At 40.9% G+C, this 18,625-nt stretch carries 16 protein-coding genes and 2 pseudogenes; 4 read left to right on the top strand and 14 right to left on the bottom strand.

Going from position 1 to position 18,625, the window contains the following annotated elements; genetic code table 11:
• Positions 1-45: 45 nt before the first annotated feature.
• A pseudogene (locus tag HUN01_RS11865) lies at positions 46-237 on the top strand (DUF2811 domain-containing protein); the annotation flags it as partial.
• Positions 238-731: 494 nt separating this feature from the next.
• Here HUN01_RS11865 and HUN01_RS11860 read toward each other — a convergent pair.
• Positions 732-1,451, bottom strand: coding sequence for a response regulator transcription factor (locus HUN01_RS11860; protein ID WP_069071980.1), 720 nt, complete (start codon positions 1,449-1,451; stop codon positions 732-734).
• 647 nt (positions 1,452-2,098) lie between these two features.
• Here HUN01_RS11860 and HUN01_RS11855 point away from each other — a divergent pair.
• Complete coding sequence (locus tag HUN01_RS11855) at positions 2,099-2,725, top strand: CPP1-like family protein (protein WP_181931433.1); 627 nt, start codon at positions 2,099-2,101, stop codon at positions 2,723-2,725.
• Positions 2,726-3,071: 346 nt separating this feature from the next.
• Positions 3,072-3,206: a hypothetical protein gene (locus HUN01_RS36060; RefSeq protein WP_257798125.1), complete on the top strand. Its 135-nt coding sequence runs from the start codon at positions 3,072-3,074 to the stop codon at positions 3,204-3,206.
• A gap of 5 nt (positions 3,207-3,211) precedes the next feature.
• Here the strand turns inward: HUN01_RS36060 and HUN01_RS11850 are convergent, their stop codons facing one another.
• From HUN01_RS11850 to HUN01_RS11820, 8 genes and pseudogenes are all read right to left on the bottom strand, one after another.
• Positions 3,212-4,588, bottom strand: a complete 1,377-nt coding sequence (locus HUN01_RS11850; RefSeq protein WP_181931432.1) for a dihydrolipoyl dehydrogenase family protein — start codon at positions 4,586-4,588, stop codon at positions 3,212-3,214.
• A gap of 207 nt (positions 4,589-4,795) precedes the next feature.
• Entirely contained in the window at positions 4,796-5,545 is a 750-nt protein-coding gene (locus HUN01_RS11845; protein WP_181931431.1) for an SDR family NAD(P)-dependent oxidoreductase, read from the bottom strand.
• Between the two features lie 112 nt (positions 5,546-5,657).
• Positions 5,658-6,482, bottom strand: a complete 825-nt coding sequence (locus HUN01_RS11840; RefSeq protein WP_181931430.1) for an alpha/beta fold hydrolase — start codon at positions 6,480-6,482, stop codon at positions 5,658-5,660.
• Between the two features lie 322 nt (positions 6,483-6,804).
• Positions 6,805-7,212 carry a hypothetical protein gene (locus HUN01_RS11835; RefSeq protein WP_238846197.1) on the bottom strand — a complete coding sequence of 136 codons (408 nt, stop codon included), beginning with the start codon at positions 7,210-7,212 and terminating at the stop codon, positions 6,805-6,807.
• Positions 7,213-7,496: 284 nt separating this feature from the next.
• The gene (locus HUN01_RS36055) at positions 7,497-7,622 is read right to left on the bottom strand and encodes a hypothetical protein (protein ID WP_257798124.1); all 126 of its coding nucleotides are present in this window, start codon (positions 7,620-7,622) and stop codon (positions 7,497-7,499) included.
• Positions 7,623-8,109: 487 nt separating this feature from the next.
• Positions 8,110-8,236: pseudogene (locus tag HUN01_RS36545) on the bottom strand (IS4 family transposase); the annotation flags it as partial.
• A 159-nt stretch (positions 8,237-8,395) separates the two neighbouring features.
• Positions 8,396-9,088, bottom strand: a complete 693-nt coding sequence (locus tag HUN01_RS11825) for an HAD family hydrolase (RefSeq protein WP_181931428.1) — start codon at positions 9,086-9,088, stop codon at positions 8,396-8,398.
• An 82-nt stretch (positions 9,089-9,170) separates the two neighbouring features.
• A complete protein-coding gene (locus HUN01_RS11820) occupies positions 9,171-9,605 on the bottom strand; it encodes a GNAT family N-acetyltransferase (protein ID WP_181931427.1) in 435 nt (144 codons plus the stop codon).
• Positions 9,606-10,007: 402 nt separating this feature from the next.
• On the opposite strand from HUN01_RS11820, the gene HUN01_RS11815 reads away from it, so the two are divergent.
• Complete coding sequence (locus HUN01_RS11815; RefSeq protein ID WP_181931426.1) at positions 10,008-14,966, top strand: beta strand repeat-containing protein; 4,959 nt, start codon at positions 10,008-10,010, stop codon at positions 14,964-14,966.
• A gap of 86 nt (positions 14,967-15,052) precedes the next feature.
• Here HUN01_RS11815 and HUN01_RS11810 read toward each other — a convergent pair whose 3' ends face one another.
• The 5 genes from HUN01_RS11810 to HUN01_RS11790 all read right to left on the bottom strand — a co-directional run bounded on the left by HUN01_RS11810 (position 15,053) and on the right by HUN01_RS11790 (position 18,473).
• Positions 15,053-15,205, bottom strand: a complete 153-nt coding sequence (locus tag HUN01_RS11810; protein WP_181931425.1) for a hypothetical protein — start codon at positions 15,203-15,205, stop codon at positions 15,053-15,055.
• Positions 15,206-15,226: 21 nt separating this feature from the next.
• Positions 15,227-16,564: a ferredoxin reductase family protein gene (locus HUN01_RS11805; protein ID WP_181931424.1), complete on the bottom strand. Its 1,338-nt coding sequence runs from the start codon at positions 16,562-16,564 to the stop codon at positions 15,227-15,229.
• A 108-nt stretch (positions 16,565-16,672) separates the two neighbouring features.
• A complete protein-coding gene (locus tag HUN01_RS11800) occupies positions 16,673-17,026 on the bottom strand; it encodes a phage holin family protein (protein WP_181931423.1) in 354 nt (117 codons plus the stop codon).
• 17 nt (positions 17,027-17,043) lie between these two features.
• On the bottom strand, positions 17,044-17,484 hold the full coding sequence (locus tag HUN01_RS11795; protein WP_181931422.1) for a hypothetical protein: 441 nt from the start codon (positions 17,482-17,484) through the stop codon (positions 17,044-17,046).
• A 329-nt stretch (positions 17,485-17,813) separates the two neighbouring features.
• Positions 17,814-18,473, bottom strand: coding sequence for a hypothetical protein (locus HUN01_RS11790; protein WP_181931421.1), 660 nt, complete (start codon positions 18,471-18,473; stop codon positions 17,814-17,816).
• Between the last annotated feature and the right edge of the window lie 152 nt (positions 18,474-18,625).

Below are 18,625 nucleotides of genomic sequence, written 5' to 3'. Positions count from 1 at the left end.
CAAGCAACTTGTCCCTCTTGATTATCCTCATAGGAGGAAAATCTCATGAAAGCAACGGTTAGCATCTTTACAGAAATTCCCGAAACACTCCACGAATCCTTAAAAAACTACTTAGAAACCCATCCTGATTGGGATGAAAACAGAGTATTGACGGCGGCGCTATCATTGTTTTTGCTCCAAAATGGAGATAGCGATCGCCGTGCTGCGCGAGTCTACTTAGAAACTTTGTTTCACCACTCGTCAGTAGAAATACCCTGCATCGATTCACCAGCAACAGCTAATTTACTAGACACCCCATAGGTACTGGTATGAAGGGCGTTATTCTAGCTCATGCTGTTAATGGGGCATAGCTTACACGTGCCCCATTTATCGGATTTTAAGCCAAAGCGATCGCCCCATCTAGGGGGCAATAATTCAACGAAAATCGGCGGGAATCCCATACCTTCTCTACGAGACGCTGCGCGAAGCGAACGAGGGGTGAGAGGGATAGCCGCCCGCCGATTTAGTCATTAGTTATTAGTCATTGGTGCTAATAACCAATGACCAATGACTCGAAATCCCCCGGCTTGAAGCCGGGGGATGAGTTAAATAACTACCTGGTCTGTATTTGAGAAATATCTACCTATTTTGATTGATTGTCTAAATTTATCTTTTTACTAAAGCTAAAGAAATTCAATAACAGTTCCCCCAAGAGTTTACAGTCAAGAGTTAAAAAACTCTAGACTGTAAACTCAAGACTTCGCTTCCAAGTGCTGGGGATGAGCAGGAGATTCAAACTTATACCCTACGCCACGTACAGTTTGAATTAATGCTGGCTGACTAGCATCAATTTCAATCTTCTTGCGAATTTGACCGATATGGACATCTACAACCCGCTGGTCGCCGACATACTCATAATCCCATACCTCTTGGATTAGTTCTGCCCGCCGCCAAACTCGACCTGGATGACTGGCTAAAAAATGCAACAAGTCAAATTCCAAAGCAGTTAAGGGTACTGCTTGGTTATTAAGTGCTACCTCCCGTCGCACTGGATCAATCATCAGTTTTTCAAATACCAAGCGTTTTTGCTCGGCCGTAGTTATCACTCGCTGACGCCTCAAAATAGCTCCAACTCTGACTTCTAGCTCTCCTAGCCCAAAAGGCTTGGTGAGATAGTCGTCAGCACCTTTAGCAAAGCCGCGAATTTTGTCAGCTTCGTCAGCACGGCTAGTCAACATCAGAACAAAAACACCATTACGACTTTGCATCTCTTGGCAGAGGTTAAACCCAGTTACATCTGGTAGATTCACATCTAGAATCACCAAATCTGGGTTAAATTGCTCAAATAGAGTTAAGGCTGTCTTTCCATCTTCGGCAGCCTCCACCTGATAGTTCTGTTTAATCAAAAAGCGTTGGATTAAATTCCGAACCGCAGGGTCGTCGTCAACTACAAGAATCTTGGCAGGAGCCATGACCATTACTTTGCACAAAAATTCGTAAGATTAACAAGAGGGTTGCGTAAAAACGCAGTTGCCACTTTGGTACTAACTAAGAATCTACATGGCTCCGGTATAAGAATCCTGACTATTGAAAAATAAATACTCTAATCAGGATTGTGGGCAATGAGAACGCGAAACTTCTGTTAGCCACAGTGTATGAGCGCTCTGACTTTAGCCGCAACAGTTCTTAATACCAAGACACCTTCTTGATCTGAGTTAGGTGGTAACTTAAAACGTTTCAATTTTAAATCGATATGCGGATATATACCACAAGCGATTATTCAGTATAATTAAAAAAATTCGATTAAGGCACAGTAAGTTGCCAAATTTGAAACAGTAAAGTTGATTTTTTCATAAAAACTCTGCATTTTTAGGTACTCTCCGTTCAAATTCTAGATTAGAGCCAGAACTAAGCAACGACATGAGGGTATACACGGAGTTATAGCGATATGTTAAAGTGACTATGGTTGAAATTACAAAGTCGATCAAACTAACCCGTGCTACTATCCTGGTAGGGAATAAAATAGGTTGAGATTTTAATTTCGATCAAAATAAAACCTAAAGCTGTTTTTTCTTCGACAAAAAACTGCCGCTGACTGAGGCTGAAGTAACAAACTCCCATGAGCGATCAAAATCCCTACGAAAAACTTGGGGTATCAGAAGAGGCTAGCTTCGATGAGATTCAGGATGCTCGTAATCGCCTATTCGAGCAACATAGTGGCGATGCCAAGCATTTAGAAGTAATTGAAGCGGCTTACGATGCGATTTTAATGGATCGCTTACGGATGCGCCAGGAAGGTAAAATTAAAGTCCCTGAACGCATTCGGTTCCCAGAGTTGCGAGTGCAATCGCCTCCTAAAGAAAGTCCAACGCCTCGTGAGCAGTCACCTGCATGGCTGCAACGGATGCTGGATCAACCAACGCCTGCGGATATATTCTTACCAGGAGCTTGGTTTCTTGGTTTAAGTTCTATTAGCCTGTTTTATCCAGAGGGAGGCGATCAGGTTTTGCAGTTGGCATTGGTGGTTGGGGTAGGAACGAGTATTTATTTTCTCAATCGCAAGGAAGGTAAGTTTGGCCGAGCAGTTTTGTTCACCCTGGTCAGTTTAATTATTGGCTTAATCGCTGGGGGACTCTTTGCTATGTGGCTCTTACCACAAATACCATTTCTCAATCTGTCATCGAATCAGTTCTCTACTGTACTGACGTTTATATTCTTGTGGTTGGTTAGTAGCTTTCTACGCTAAATCTATATGCGTAAGTAAGCTTCTAAAAAGAAGATGTGATTGATGTGTATTGTTTATTTGGATGTGATATGTAGTAAGGGCACATAAGTATGTGCCTTTACTACGTATATAGCAATACAAAAGATAATAAACATATACTCATTGATATCATCTAGGACAAATGACTACTAAAAACTACATTAGTAGTACAAAAACGATTTGAGCAATTAGCATTTCAGGTGGCTACAAATAACCAGTCGTTTTTGAGGTACTCGCAGCAGTGAAATCCCAACAATTAGCAACCAGATTTCCCACAAGATGAATTCTACAGGCGTAACTTCTACTATAGGTATTGTGGGAATTGCTGTTGCCAGTAGTTCACTTTGCTCTGCCTCAATTCAAGCTACTGGAGGCGGCAGCCCTTCCAGAATGGGTTCCTAGCCTGGAAGCTGGGAACCAGTCAGAGCAAGGGCTGTATCTTTTCTTAGATTTTAGTGCATAACATCTTCACATATTCGGACACCCTGGCATATTATCTCCAAGCAGCAACCGTGCCAGGCTGGGTAAAGCTTCACCATAGGTGGGATGGATGTGAACCGATCGCTCTAACAACTGCCAGGTTGCTCCCGCTTCCATCAGGGATAAAAATACATGCACCAGTTCAGCAGTTTCGTACCCCACCAGGGTTGCTCCCAAGATTTTGTCTGTGTCGCTGTCGATTACCAGGCGATAAAATCCGAGGTCATGCCCCCACTCGATCGCACGCGCAATTTGGCTCATGGGTAAGGTGACAGCACACGCGTTGATCCCTTGTTTCTGAGCCTGTTCCAACGTCATACCCACTCGTCCAACCTGGGGTTCTGTGTAGACCGCATACCCAAGGACGCGATCGCTCCGTGTGCGGTTTTCTCCACACAAAATTGCTTTTAAGCGGCGATAGTCCTCCCACGATACATGCGTAAATGCAGGCTGTTTGGCAGCATCCCCGATCGCATACACTCCAGAACAGGTGGTATGAAACTGGTCATCAATTTTGACAAACCCCTGATCATCTAGCTCAATTCCACTGTTCGCTGCATTTAATGCACCTGTATTTGGTTTTCGTCCAATCACAACCAGCAACGCTTCTCCCTGGAGTTGTTCGCCACTGCTTAGGGTCAGCTTAAACACATTATTATCGTGGGCGACGTGATTCACATTAACTCCAAAGTGGAGCTTAATCCCATCCTGCTTTAATGCTTCTGCTAAGACCTCGCTGACATCAGCCTCTTCGTGTCCGAGGACGCGATCGCCCCGGACAATTAAGTGGGTCTGACTACCCAAACGCGCGAGTCCTTGTCCCAATTCCAAGCCAATATAGCCACCTCCAATCACCAATAAACGGGCTGGTAAGGTGTTTAAGTCAAAGAAATTGCGGTTGGTCAGGTAAGGAGTTCCTGCAAGTCCGGGAATGTCAGGAATCAGCGATGATGTGCCAGTGTTAATGATTACCAGAGGAGCCTGAAGGGTAACATCCCCACCTTTGACCGTCCGTTCACCGACAAAGGAAGCTTCGGCACAAATGACTTTGACACCCGCACTTTCCAATCGCTTGTGAATCCCCTGATTAAAGCTGCTGCGGATTCCCCGAACTCGCTCCATGACAGCGGGAAAATCCACTTCAACTTCCGTGTGGATGCCTAACTTCTGGCCCTGGCGCGATCGCCCTGCTGTATGAGCCGCTGCTAAGAAGGCTTTGGATGGAGTGCAGCCATAGTTGATGCAACTGCCACCTAAAGCATCCCGCTCAAACAAGACAACCTTACGTCCCTCATTGGCAAAATCAGCCGCCAGTGGAATGCCACCTTGACCACTGCCGATGACAATGACATCTGCTGTTTCCATCAGTGCTAAACTCCTTGGGGATAGTTTGTTTTCCTAATATTAGTACTTACGCAAAACTACGCGTGGTAGGGGCAATTCATTAATTGCCCCTACCGTTAAATCAGGGTTTCGGCTATTGTTTGCGTAAGTCCTAAACACTCTCACACTCAAAGTTAAAAACTCTCCACCCATTGAGGTGAGGTTTGGATGGAGTGATGACATTTAAAGTTAGCGAAGCCCACCCGCGATGTACAGAGTTTCGCCAGTGATCCAAGCGGAATCGGAGGAAGCAAGGAAGACAACGGCAGGGGCGATGTCTTGTGGCTGTCCAATGCGACCTAGTGGTGTCTGCGCTTCAGTCTGTTGGCGACCTTCGCTCTCAGTAATTCCTGCTGTGTGCGTACCTTCGGTTTCCACCATGCCAGGATTGATAGAGTTGACACGGATGTTACGTGAACCCAACTCTTTGGCTAGTGACCTCGTGATGGCATCAACAGCCGCTTTGGTAGCGCTATAGATTGAGGCATTGGGGGGTGTAAGGGTGCTGACGACCGAACTGATATTGATAATGCTGCCGCCTGCCGAACCGAAATGCTTGACGGCTTGTTGTGAGGTAAGGATTAATCCCAGCACATTCAAATCAAAGTGCTTATGGAAGTGTTCTTCGGTGATGTCTTCAAGTGGTGAAAATTCATAAATTCCCGCATTGTTGACCAAAATATCAAGCTTGCCGAAGGCTTGCTGCGTCTCTGCAAACAGATGTTCGATCTCTGCCTTTTTGGCAACATTTGCCTGAACTGCGATCGCCTTACCGCCCGTGCTGACAATCTCATCAACCACGCGATTGGCTCCTTCTTTGCTGGATGCATAGTTGACGACAACGCTTGCACCTTCGGCTGCGAGATGTTTAGCGATCGATGCACCGATACCTTTAGATGCACCTGTAACGACTGCAATTTTTCCATCTAGTTTTGTCATGCATTTTATTCCTGTAGTTGTTGGGTTTAAAATATCTGTCCTAAACAGGTGCGAACCTACAAGAATGCACCCATTGAGATTTTTAACGATGTCTCACATCCATGCATCCGCATCAGGATTTGATAAATTCCAGCAGATCGGCGTTGATCTGTTCCTTGCTCGTGTCACCCAGAGCGTGCGCTCCCCCAGGATAAATCTTCAAAGTCGAATCCTTGATGAGCTTCGCAGACAGAAGGGCAGAAGCACCAATCGGCACGATTTGATCGTCATCACCGTGGATGATCAACGTCGGCACATCGAATTTCTTCAAATCCTCGGTGAAATCTGTTTCCGAAAACGCCTTAATACAGTCATAGGCGTTCTTATGTCCAGCCATCATCCCCTGCATCCACCACGAATAGATTAGCCCTTGGGAGACTTTAGCACCGGGTCGATTGAAGCCAAAGAACGGGCCACTGGGTACATCCAGAAAGAACTGCGAGCGGTCGGCCAAAAATGCTGCACGAAAGCCGTCAAAGACCTCAATGGGTAGCCCACCCGGATTTGCCTCCGTCTTGAGCATGAGCGGCGGCACTGCGCCCATCAACACTGCCTTGGAAACGCGCTTGGTTCCGTGGCGGCCAATAAAGCGTGCCACTTCACCGCCGCCGGTAGAGTGTCCGATCATCACCGCATTGTTAATATCCAGCGCCTCGAAAAGCTCTGCCAGATCGTCGGCGTAGGTATCCATATCATTGCCGTTCCACGGTTGACTCGACCGTCCATGACCGCGACGATCATGCGCGATGCAACGATAGCCATGTGAGGCGAGAAAAAACATCTGCGATTCCCAAGCATCCGCGCTCAGTGGCCAGCCGTGGCTGAAGACAATGGGCTGTCCTGTGCCCCAGTCTTTGTAATAGATTTGCGTACCATCCTTAGTGGTGATTGTACTCATCTGGCTCCTATGTAAATTGTGATTTCCCAATCTGTATCTGGTTCGGACTGTAAAGATAACTGCATCCGCGATCGGTAACTGATCGATCAGTTGATACATGACTGATTTCAGTCAGCGATCTTCTTGATTTGTCAATACATATAAGCAAATTGCTACTAGATCAGTTGATACATAACTGATTTTGATGACCTGATTGCTCGCTCAGGTGGCTTATCTACCTTTCAATCAGTTGCCTTCATTATTCAATTTTGGTTCAACTGAGACCAGTCAAGTTCTTTAATTTAAGATACCAGTTAAGTTAGGGCTTACACACTTTGTAAGATCAACGGGTAACGATAAAAGCAGCCAGAGCGATCGCTACAACATCCTCAGCAAGGGCAGCAGGAACTGCACCAATCCGTTCAATGGCGGCTATCCGCACCGCCCGACCCCCATACGCACCGACTAGTGCACCCACAATCCCAAAGAGCGCTCCAACAAATGCAAAACTGCTATTTGCTCCGGTGACTAGCCATCCCACAATGCCACCACTGAGAATCCGAGCAATCAACGCAGGGGGACTGGTGCGAGAGGGAATTTGCGGCAGCATGTCGCCAATAAACTCAGCCACTGCCAGTACAGCCAGAACGATCCCGATAATCCCACCACGTGCCAGAAATAAAGCAGCAGGGGCTGTCAACGCTCGCAGTCCCGCAACTAACCCAAGGAGAAATGCAGAAATCAATGTCATGAACATAAACAGCCTTTCTGGTATATTTGGATGCCATCTTTAGTAACAATCGTGCTCATGAGATTATTCTTCCTTCAATGGGTTGATAATAGTCTGATTAGTCATTCGAGGGTTCGCAGTTAGATGTTCTTATTCTTCAACACTGGGTTCCAGTCAAACCACTCAAGTTATTTGAGTTAAAACTCAACTTATCAGGTTGTGCATGGTATTCGTGATATTCTCTGTAAGAAACTGGAAGATGTGTTGAGCCGAAGACACAAAATTTTCACGTAGCGCATCTCGGCTTAATACCAAGTGGATGCTACTGTAGCTGAAGCTGGCGCAGCTTGATAAACGTGTGTCAAGTACTGACGAGTTTCTACCTCTGCAATGAAGTATTGGCTCTTGTAGAAGCCAGAACTGAATGGCACTAAATATAAGTCCAAAGTCTTGTGTTGCCTCGTTTCCAGCCTGTAGGCTGGGAATGTATTCCTAGGGGCTGCTACCTCTGGTCAAGCCACTAGAAGCGGAGCCTCTCAGGATCGTTTCCCAGCCTGGAGGCTAGGAACCAGCTAGGGCGAAGTTTTCTTGCGACTAAGCCTTCTGCTCCCTACCTTTCTTTGTAATTTACTAACTTGCCAAAAAAAAATGTAGAAATATCTATTTTAAAATCTGTGTTATCGAAACAGAATTCAGGAGTCAGGAGCCAGAATGGGCTAAACGCCCCGCTACCGCTAACAGAATGAATTTTGAACGAAAGAGTGGATAGCGCAGCGTTAGCGAGTATTCGAGCGTCGCGTCTGAATCAATGGGTTTAAGATTAAGACCACCACTAAATCTTTGATTTAGTGGTGCAACAATTCAGTGGCGGGTCTGAATCCCCCACTGATTTCTTCTGACTCCTGAATTCTGACTTCTGAATTCTTCTTCATTTAATCTTTGAAATAAATCTCGCATACTTGTTAAGCTGTTATCCAGGCTATAAGATAGCCAGCACTCAAAGAAGAAACAACTGTTCAATACTGGATAATCGTTTTTTTGGCAGTCCTCTCTAAATATCTTTGACAATTTTGGGAAATGAATTTATGGGAACTGCTAAACTAAAATATTTTAATTCTTTGCCCAGAATCTCAGATATTTTGGGCTATTTTTATCAGCTTTTTGTTAACATTCAACACTTCTGGTTGTATCCTAAAGAGCCTTTCTAGACAAGGTGTTTAGCTTCTAAGACTAAATCTACAGCAGTGCTAAAATCCTTAACAATTAAATCGGGGTAGTAAAGTTCCAATTGGGTGCGATCGCGGATACCAGATTCCACAGCTATCACCTTAATACCATAATTTTTTGCAGCGGTGATGTCAGCTTCCGTATCTCCCACCATCCAGGTATCAGCGGCGGGGGGCAGTTCTTTTAAAGCCCTAGCCATCAACAAAGGCTTATCTTCAATATCGCGAGTTTTAACGTAGTCATTACTCAGGCAATAACAACGATTTTCCGGGAAAAATCTCCCTAAATCGTATTTTTTAAAGGCATAATCTAGTTCCCGAACTCGGCGCATGGTCATAACTGCTAAATCAATTCCAGCTTGTTGAATTTTTAACAGTGCATCCACGGCACCAGGTGCGAGAGTGTCATAGTTAAAATAAGCTTCTGTATGCACAGTTTGCCGCCGTAATTGGGCGAATTCTTGTGCTTGGGGTTCGTCTAACCCTGAATTTAAGGCGATTTGTTTTTCAGGAACACGCGATCGCTTTAACTGCCAAAATTCCGCTTTCGGAAGTTCTTGCACCGCTTGGTCTGGGCGACGGGTTTTTTCCAAGCAAAATTGATAAACACGGTAGTACCGTTCGGAAACATCAATAATTGGGCCGTCAAAGTCAGTAATCAGTCTTAGCATCGCTGCAAAATGTTAATTTTTATCAAAATTATCTCAGATATATGGCTATTTTTAGATCAATAATCTCCACCATTGAATTCAACTAAGTGTTTTTTCGTAAAGACTTTTTCAGAAAGTATCGACGATGACCGGAAGGAAAATCCTCTAACTCTCCAAAAACTTCATAACCCAAGTGCTGATAAAATTCAGGAGCTTGGAAGCTGTAAGTAAAAACATACGCGTGTAAGCAGCCACGATTAACAGCCTCTTGTTCTGCCGCTAAAAGAAGTGCTTTTCCATATCCATCACCTCTTAACTCTTGTGCAATCCACAGAGTACTAATATGGAGCCATCCCAAGCCGATAAAACCCTCCAAGCCGCCCACTACCTTTTTCTGGGAATCACGAAGCATTAAAAACAAGGGCGTATATTGGTAATCGCCAATCTTGCTTAGATTGAATTCGTGAAGTTGCTTGTCTACAAAGTCAACTTCTTTGAAGTCTGGCTGACTTTCAATTGATATTTTGTACTCAAGCATGTGAATGTTTATTTAGTGCCGTCAATAACTGCGAAGAATCCTAAAATCAATTGGGTTAATTAGTCTTGTCTTTACACCCGTGATTATTCGTAGTCTCTAGCCTCGATTTTTAAGCATCTTTAACTATAGTGACAGTTTGAAAAAATACAAGTAAGATGTAAGCGGTCAGATATCCGGCTGTATCAGCTAACTGATATTGACTAAATACAATACATAGATATAACGAATGAGTGGTTGACTAGCAGCTATCAAAGTTAAAGACTATCTACGGGTGTTCATCGTCCTTGTGTAATTGGTATTCGCCGCAAAAATTCTACCAACAGGTTTATCTAATTTTTGGAGACATTGCAGTGTAGTGTCTCTACATTAATTTGGGTTTCTATTTATATATCAGGTCTACCAATGAATAATTTTAAATATTTGGGTTGCATTACTTTGTTTGGAATTTTAGCTTCTGCATCAACGGCTATTGCTCAAACAACACCAGAAACAGAACCGATATTTACCCCCCGCTTTGGAGTACGCTACACCACTGAGGGAGCAGGATATGAATCATTTAGCAGTTTTGAGGGATTTTTGCCTGTTTTGCAAACTCCTGGCAATACTTTGACTTTCTTACAAGGGAAGGTTTTATTAGACAATGACTCGAATTTAGCTGGCAATATATTGTTAGGACATCGATTGTTTAGCGAAAAAGCTAATCGGATTATTGGTGGCTATATTTCTTATTCTACCCGTGACACAGGTAAGAGTAATTTTGATCAGTTAGGGCTGGGTTTTGAAGCTTTAGGTAGTTGGGATTTTCGCTTTAATGCTTATCTTCCCTTGAATTCTTCAGAAAACCAAGTTGACCAAACGAATCTGCCATACTTTCAAGGTGATTCATTAATGATACAGCGATCGCGCTTTTTAGAAGTGGCGATGTCTGGTGTAGATGCAGAAGTTGGTACACGCTTGACAAGCATTGGTAGTGGCGACTTGCGTGGCTATGCGGGTGTATACTACTACTCTGGTGGTCAATCGAAGGAAGCTTTTGGTTGGAAAACGAGAATCGAAGCTCGTCCTAATGATTTTTTGGGTTTGAGTCTTTCTCTACAAAATGATGACCTATTTGATACTAGGCTGGCTTTTAGTATTGGTGCAAATTTCCCTGGTAGTGGCGCTAGGAGAAGCAAGCCGAAGAAAGATAGCGCTTTAGCGCGGATGGCAACAACAGTAGAGAACCAAGCTGCTATTCTAGTTGCTGTTGAAAAAAGAACTGATGCTTTTGCTGCAACGGTTGAATCAGAAAGCCAAGGTTCTGCAAATAATACTGATACTCCGACAAATAATACTGATACTCCTACCAATAATAACCGCTCCATCATTATCCACGTAGCCCCTGGTGGTACTGGTAATGGTACATTTGAGTCTCCCTTTGGCACAATTGCCGATGCTTTGGCGGTAGCTAAAGCAGACAATGTGATTTATGTTCGTTCTAATCAAGATACTGCTTTTTCACCATTTACTATTCCCGATGGCGTTCGAGTATTCTCTAGTGGGCCTCTACAAGTAGTTAATGTCAAAGATTTGGGAGTCGTCACCCTACCTTTATCGGGTAGTGGGATACATCCAATAATTACTGGTATGGTTCCGACTGGAAATGGATTAATCACACTGGGTAACAATACTGTTGTTTCTGGATTTAATATTCAAATTCCTGGTACTGATGATGCCAGAGGCGTTAAGGGAACTAATATTAGTAATGTGAGAATTTTAGATAATAAAATCACCAATGCTTTTAGTGAAGGTATTTATTTAGAAAATGTCACAGGTACGGTAGAAATTGCCAGAAATACTATCAATGATACCCGCAATTCTGCAATTGATACTAGTTTAGAAAGTGGGATTTTTGTTTGGAATTACCAGGGTATTACGGATTTAACAATTACCGATAACCGCATCATCACCAACTTTGATGTTGATACTAATTATAGAGTAGATGGGATTGAAGTTAATCTCTGCCGCGATTTTAATGCGCTCTTTGTAGATAAAACTTGTACTAGCAACGCTAGCATTACAGCTAATATCCTCAATAACCAGATTACTTACAATGGTCAAGTTAATGGTGGTTCTGGTGCAGATGGTATCGATTTGAATTTAGGAAATTTAGGTCAAGGCACGTTTGTAGTTAGTGGAAATACCCTGACTAACATTGTTGATGAGGGGATTTCAATTAATGCCGTCGCCAGTTCTGAAGGTAATTTTACTATTGCCAATAACATTATCACCAATGTTGGTGATAGTAGTATTGAGGTTGATTTGCTCAAGCTAGAAGCTGCAACTCCGGCTGTCAATTTGTTTAATAGTAGTATTACTAGCTTCACGATTACAGGTAATACTTTAGATACGGCTGGTAATGACGGTATTGACTTTGAAGTGGCAGACAAAGCAGATGTAACACTGACTATTGCTAATAATATTATCCAAAATATTGGCAGTGGTGATAATGGCGATCGCGCTATTCAATTACAAGCAACAGATAATGCGATCGTTCGTCCTACAATTAATAGTAATACTATCAACAATATTTCTGGAGATGGTATACAACTAGCTCAAGTTATTTCTCCTACAATTACTAGCAATAACATTAATAATACAGGCGAGCGAGGTATTGTAGTAGAAACTGCTAGCGGCACAACAAATATTAGCGATAATACCTTAACCGATACCAACCAAGAAAGCATGAAGTTATCGGAAATCACAGGCACAGTAACTATTAGTCAAAACAACATCAATGGTAGCAACAATAATACTGGTATTGACTTTAGCAATATCACAGGTGATGTCAATTTAACAATTGCTAATAACCAGTTGACAGAAAACCTTAATGATGTCCGTGTCAGTTTAGCTGGTACAACTGGCACAGTAAAAATTAACGACAATACCATCATTAATAATGGTACTGCTGTGGATGTTCAATTAGGAGAAAATACCAGTTTAAGCATTGTAGATATCAAGAATAACCAAATCACAGGAACAGATACAAGTATCGCATCAAGTGGTATCAACTTCCAAGCATTTGAAAATGCAGTTGCGGGTAATATCACAGTTTCCGATAATACTATCAACAACATGACTAATGGTGATGGAATCAACTTGCAACTCAATGGTACTAGCAGTGCTAAATTTACAATTTCTAGTAACATAATCAGCAAGATACAAGATACAAATTCAGGAGACTTTAACTTTAGTGATGGCATAAACATAGAATTATTAGACAATGCTAACGCCAATGTCACTCTCTCCAATAACAACATTTCCCAAATCTCAGTAGGTAACGGGATTTATATGCAGTTAGCTGGTGGTAATAATGCTCAAGAAATTGCGATTAGCGATAATACTATTTCCCAAATCACCACAGAAGGTAATGGTATTGACCTGCAATTCTTGGATAATTTTGATGCTTCTAACATTAATCCAACTGTGAATCTTGCCAGAAATAATATCTCTGATGTTCAAGGAACTGGTATTAATGTCTTCAACCAAACTTTAGATAATACAGTCAATGTCATGGCTGATGCTAATATCATTAGTGATACTTCGGGAGATGGTATAAAACTACAACAGGTAACTAATCCTCAAGTTATCAACAACAACATTATTAATGCAGGTGAGCAAGGTATACAGGTAGAAATCGCAAGTGTTACTACTAATGTTAGTAACAATACAATTACAGATGCTCAACAAGAAAGTATTAGCTTATCTGAAGTCACAGGTACAGTTAGCGTTAACCAAAATACTGTTAATGGGATTAATAGCAACAGTGGTATTTTCATTAGCAATACTACAGGTGCAACAGCTTTAACAGTCAACAGCAATAATTTGACAGAAACCTTTAATGATGTTCGCATCAATTTAGCTGGTACCGCTTCGGGAACCTTACAAATTAATGAAAATACCATCACTAATAATGGTACTGCTGTAGATGTACAATTGTCCGATAGTGCTAACTTTAGTAGTATAACTATCAACAACAACCAAATCAATGGAGTCGATGCAGATATCACATCTAATGGTATCAACTTACAAGCGTTTAACGATGTTGTTGCTGATAATGTTATCGTCTCAGGAAATACTATCAACACCATAACCAATGGAGATGGAATTAATCTTCAATTTAATGGAAATAGTCGTGCTGCATTTACCATTTCTAGTAATACAATTAGCGATATCAAAGACACTGTTACTGGAGATTTTAATTTTACTGATGCTATTAATCTAGAGTTTTTTGATAATGCCAATTCTACAGTCAGTGTTACTGAAAATAATATCTCTGACGTAGCTGGACGCGGTATTAGTCTGGGTAACTTTAGCAATACAACTACTTTGGATGTAAGTATTACAGACAATCAAGTTTCAAATACCACTGCTGAAGGTATTGGATTAGATGATTTGCAAGGCAATGTAGAGGTAGTAAATAACACTATCGAAAATAGTCAAGCTGTAGGAATTAAATTGAGTGGTGGTGAGATAGCAAAAATTACTGATAATACTATCAACAATACAGGTACTCAAGGTATCCAGGTAGAAAATTCTAGCGGTACTATCAATATAGATAGGAATACAATTACTGATGCCAATCAAGAAAGTATTACCTTGTCTGAAGTAACAGGTACAGTTACCGTTAACCAAAATACTATTAATGGTCTTAACAATAGTTTTGGGATTTTTACCCAAAATTCTACAGGCAGTGTGGATTTAACAATTGACGATAATACTTTGTTAGAAAACCAGAATGATATTGGCGTCAATTTTTCTGGCATAGCATCGGGTACAGCACAGGTTAATAATAATACCATTTCTAATATTGGTAGTGGCGTGGATGTTCAATTAACAGACAGTGCTAATTTGAGCAGTATAACTATTAATAACAATCAAATTACTGGAGTAGACACAAGTACTGCCTCAAATGGTATAAATTTCCAAGCTACTGATGATGTTGCTGCTAACAATGTTACTGTTTCCGGTAATACTATTAACACCATAACTAATAAAGATGGGATGAGTTTTCAAGTCAGGAATAATTCTCAGACAATCTTTACAATATCTGGAAATACAATTACCAATGTGCAAGATTTTAATCCAGGAGATTCAGGTCTGAATGATGCTATTAACCTAAAATTCTTTGATGATAATGTTAGCAGTAGTGCTACCATCTCCAACAATGTTCTCTCAGTAATTGATGGAAGCGGTATTCATGCAACTAATAATGGCAACGATAGCACTAATTCCGTAGAGGTAACAATTACAGGAAATCAATTTAGTAACATAGATGATATTAATATTCGTCTTGAAAATATTTCAGATTTTCAAATATGACTATAGCAGAGTAATACATCTTTGGGTGAAGACGCGATTCATCGCGTTCTTTTTTCAAAAATAAATTAGACTTTTCAAACAATCTCTTAATTTAAAATTGCGCGTTCATTTAAATTTTTGTTTCCAGTCGGTTCTGTAGTTTCAGGGGGACGGTTTTGTATCCAAGCAAACAAGGCTGCACCACTTACTAAAATTAGAGTGATACTTGTGACAATTTGCAGCATAATACTGTAACGCATAATGAAATTTTAGATGAGGAGTTAAACAAGGTTGAAGTGTTCCATGTGAATGTTCGTCGGTGGAACTTCAAGTTGATGCAAGGCTATTTCTACTTGATCCATCATTTTTGGCGATGCACAGATGAAGTATTGCCGTGTTGCACGTCGTTTAGGTATGTAACGTTGTAAAAGTTCCTTATCTACATAACCACTCTCCCCTGACCAATCTTCTGGTAGTTCTTTGAGAACATGGATAATAGTCAAGTCTAATTTTTTCTTCAATTCATCCAGTTCTTCACGAAATGTAATGTCTTCCCAATTCTTGCTAGCGTAGATTAACAAATAAGGGCGTTCATCTCCTCGTTCAGCATGAGTAATCAACATGCTGATCATGGGAGTAATGCCGATACCTCCAGCAATGAGAACAAAACCGGCGGTGTCTTCGTAGCGATCTGTGGTAAACACTCCATAAGGGCCATCCAAGAAAGCTTTGGTTCCGGGTGGGACATCTTTAATAGTATTGGTAAAGTCTCCTAAAGCTTTGATACTGAACTCAATCTTTTCTGTGTTGTCGCCATTGGAAGACATCGAAAAGGGATGTTCTCGCATCCGAAACGGAGAAATTTCGAGGGTAATCCAAGCAAATTGACCGGGTTGGAAGCAAAAACCTTTGTGTCCTATCGGTCTAAGTGCGAGTGTCCAAACGTTACCGCTTTCGGGACGTACTTCCTCTACTAGATAAGGCTTTTTCAGCATTAACCAAGGTTTTACCAGACGCACATAAATTAGTAACCAGATAGCAGTGAGTGCGATCGCAGTCCATAATACTGCTTTCCAAAATAACCCTAAATAATTACCCACACCGATAGCGTGTCCCAAACCCAAGCCAACCGCTAAAACTGCCAAAATTCCATGAAGAGTCCGCCAAGGTTCGTAAGGAATCTTCAGTTGTTGTCGCCAGACGCTAGTAATAACCAACGCTATTAACGCCAAGGTTGCTAAAACAGCCATTCTGGCTCGCCACGGCGCTGTAAAAAAGTTCAATAATTGCAGTGTTTCTGGCTGCACTACGAACAAAATCAACGGATGAATCAGGACAAAGGTAAACGCTACTAACGAGATGTAGCGGTGAAACTGAAGAATGATATCAACGCCGTAGGAGGCTTCAATCCGATTAATCCGCGCGGTGAGGGCAAATTGCAATGCCATCATCGCCAAAGCAATGAAACCCAATGCAACTGACAAGTCAATCCAAAACCCTCTTCCTGTGAGTGGAGGATAAATGAGCAAAATTAGCAAAGGTAACAGGGTGATGAATATATACGCCCAAATCCAACCAAATGCGATCGCAACCGGACTCTGCATTAACAAACTTTTCATAACCCACCTCCTCTAAGTCTGTTGCTATGAGGGGCGCGTCTATTCACTTCCGACCAGTTCATCAGATTTCACCAGTTATATAAAATTGCTAAAATTGTTGTATTCTGTTCAGGTAATTGAAGCCACAAGTCTTAATAGAATTGAGTTAATAATTGCTAAAGTAATAGAACCTAGCAAAGCGCTCCAAAAGCCATAACGTAATCTAAAACCTGGAACAATTAAAGCCGACAATCCAAAGATGATGGCATTTAAGACAAAGAAAAATAATCCTAAAGTCAGGATAATAAATGGAAAGGTAAAAAATGTCAGAATCGGCAGCAAAACAGCATTCAGAATGCCAAACACTATAGCAGAAATTGCTGCTTTACCAAAACCATCTATTTCTATCCCCAAAAATGGCAGCCTAGCAATAATTAAAAAGCTAACAGCAGTTACTAACCAAGTAATGATGAAACCTATCATAATGAACCTCCTATTTTTTAATTAACTTTTCTTTGGCTCCGAAATATTGGAAGACCTAACTTTTTTCTGTTTTGTAATGGTTGGTAATCACAACAATCAATTGCTGCTTTTGTGAAAACAACAGAAGGATTTACCGCGCACTTGAGATAACTGTTTTTTGAAAAAAAATGACAGTTTTGACAGGGAGAGCCATCTAAATTATCTAGCTTATTAGTCTGTTCGGATAGTTTGAGTTTATGAAAAAAAACTATCCCGCCCATTATTAACAATATAAAAGGAGCCAAAATCAGAGATGGCTCGGAAGCTATTATAGTATTTGTATCCTCTCTATTAAGCTTCTCGCTATCACTCTTTTCTCTACTCAAACTTGCTCTAGATAGGTTTGTTTGACTTAAGTTGAATAGAGAAAGATTGAATTTGGCTGGTATATATTGTCCTAAAATTTCATTTGCTGACATATTATTTACCTCTTATCCAATTGAATTCTTCCTGTTATATTAGTCCTTTAGAGAAAATTGAATATAATGGCAAATTATTTTAGTAGCTAAACATTCCAACTGATTTATTCAATCTACAAAAAGAATGTGATCAGAAAGTGACGGTAAGGCAGTAATTTTATTTGCACTAAAATAATGCATACAAAAAACTGTACGCAAAGCTTATGTGTATAATCTTTAACTGAACCGTATTGGTATATGAATACTTAAGACGAGATGAATTCCATTACTGCTATGATTCACGGGAGGATTCTTTTTATTTGGGCTTTGGCTCTAGCTCCTTTGCAATTTCAATTACTAATTAAGATTGTCTCAGTTTTAGCAGCTTTCTCGGTTTGTATGCGTTGTTTAGGTTGTGGTTTAAACTGCGATTGATTTTTAACTTGATAACTGATAAGTTTTCTAATATCTTCAGGAGATAAATTAAGTAATTGAGCAGTCATGACTTCTAATATCTTAACTTCAGTGAATGGCAGCACAAAATTCAATTTTTTTAGCGCATTATTGGTAGTTCTAACCTCAAGAAAGCTAATTCCTTGCTTTTTTTCAATTTCAACTTTAATTGCTGTCAAATTCAGAGGTATTTTTACCTGTATTTGTTGATTAGGTTTTAGCTTTTTGATTTGAGGATATAATCCTAATTGTTGTGCGATCGCTACTTCGGGAAATTTTGAGTTGGGAATTTCTAGCTCTAATCTTTTAAGCATGGAGTTTGCCGTTATTATTTTAACTTGAGTAACCTGATCCTCTTGGTCTATATTTATATCAATTAGTGTAAAATTCAGCGCAAGTAAAACCTGTGGGAGTGTATCAGCTTGCAATTTATCTGGCGTTCTATAAGAGAGACTTAATAATTGCTTTGTTAGAAAATCACTACCAGCCCAAAAAGCAATTCCTACAAATAGCAAAGGCAAAGTTAATAGTAAAATTTGTGGACGCAAATCAGGCATATTTTTGAATTTATCAGTTTATAAATAATCCTAATGCCAATTCTATATGAGGCTACGCTTTATTCATGTAGAGGCAATACCCTGCGGTAAGCCGTTTTGCGTAAGTCCTACTAAATTTTTTTTATCGTCGCGAAGCTATAGCAGTGTTTATA

Origin of the sequence: Nostoc edaphicum CCNP1411, assembly GCF_014023275.1 — a bacterium.
GTDB lineage: Bacteria > Cyanobacteriota > Cyanobacteriia > Cyanobacteriales > Nostocaceae > Nostoc > Nostoc edaphicum_A.
This window is presented reverse-complemented; position numbering and strand designations above follow the sequence as displayed.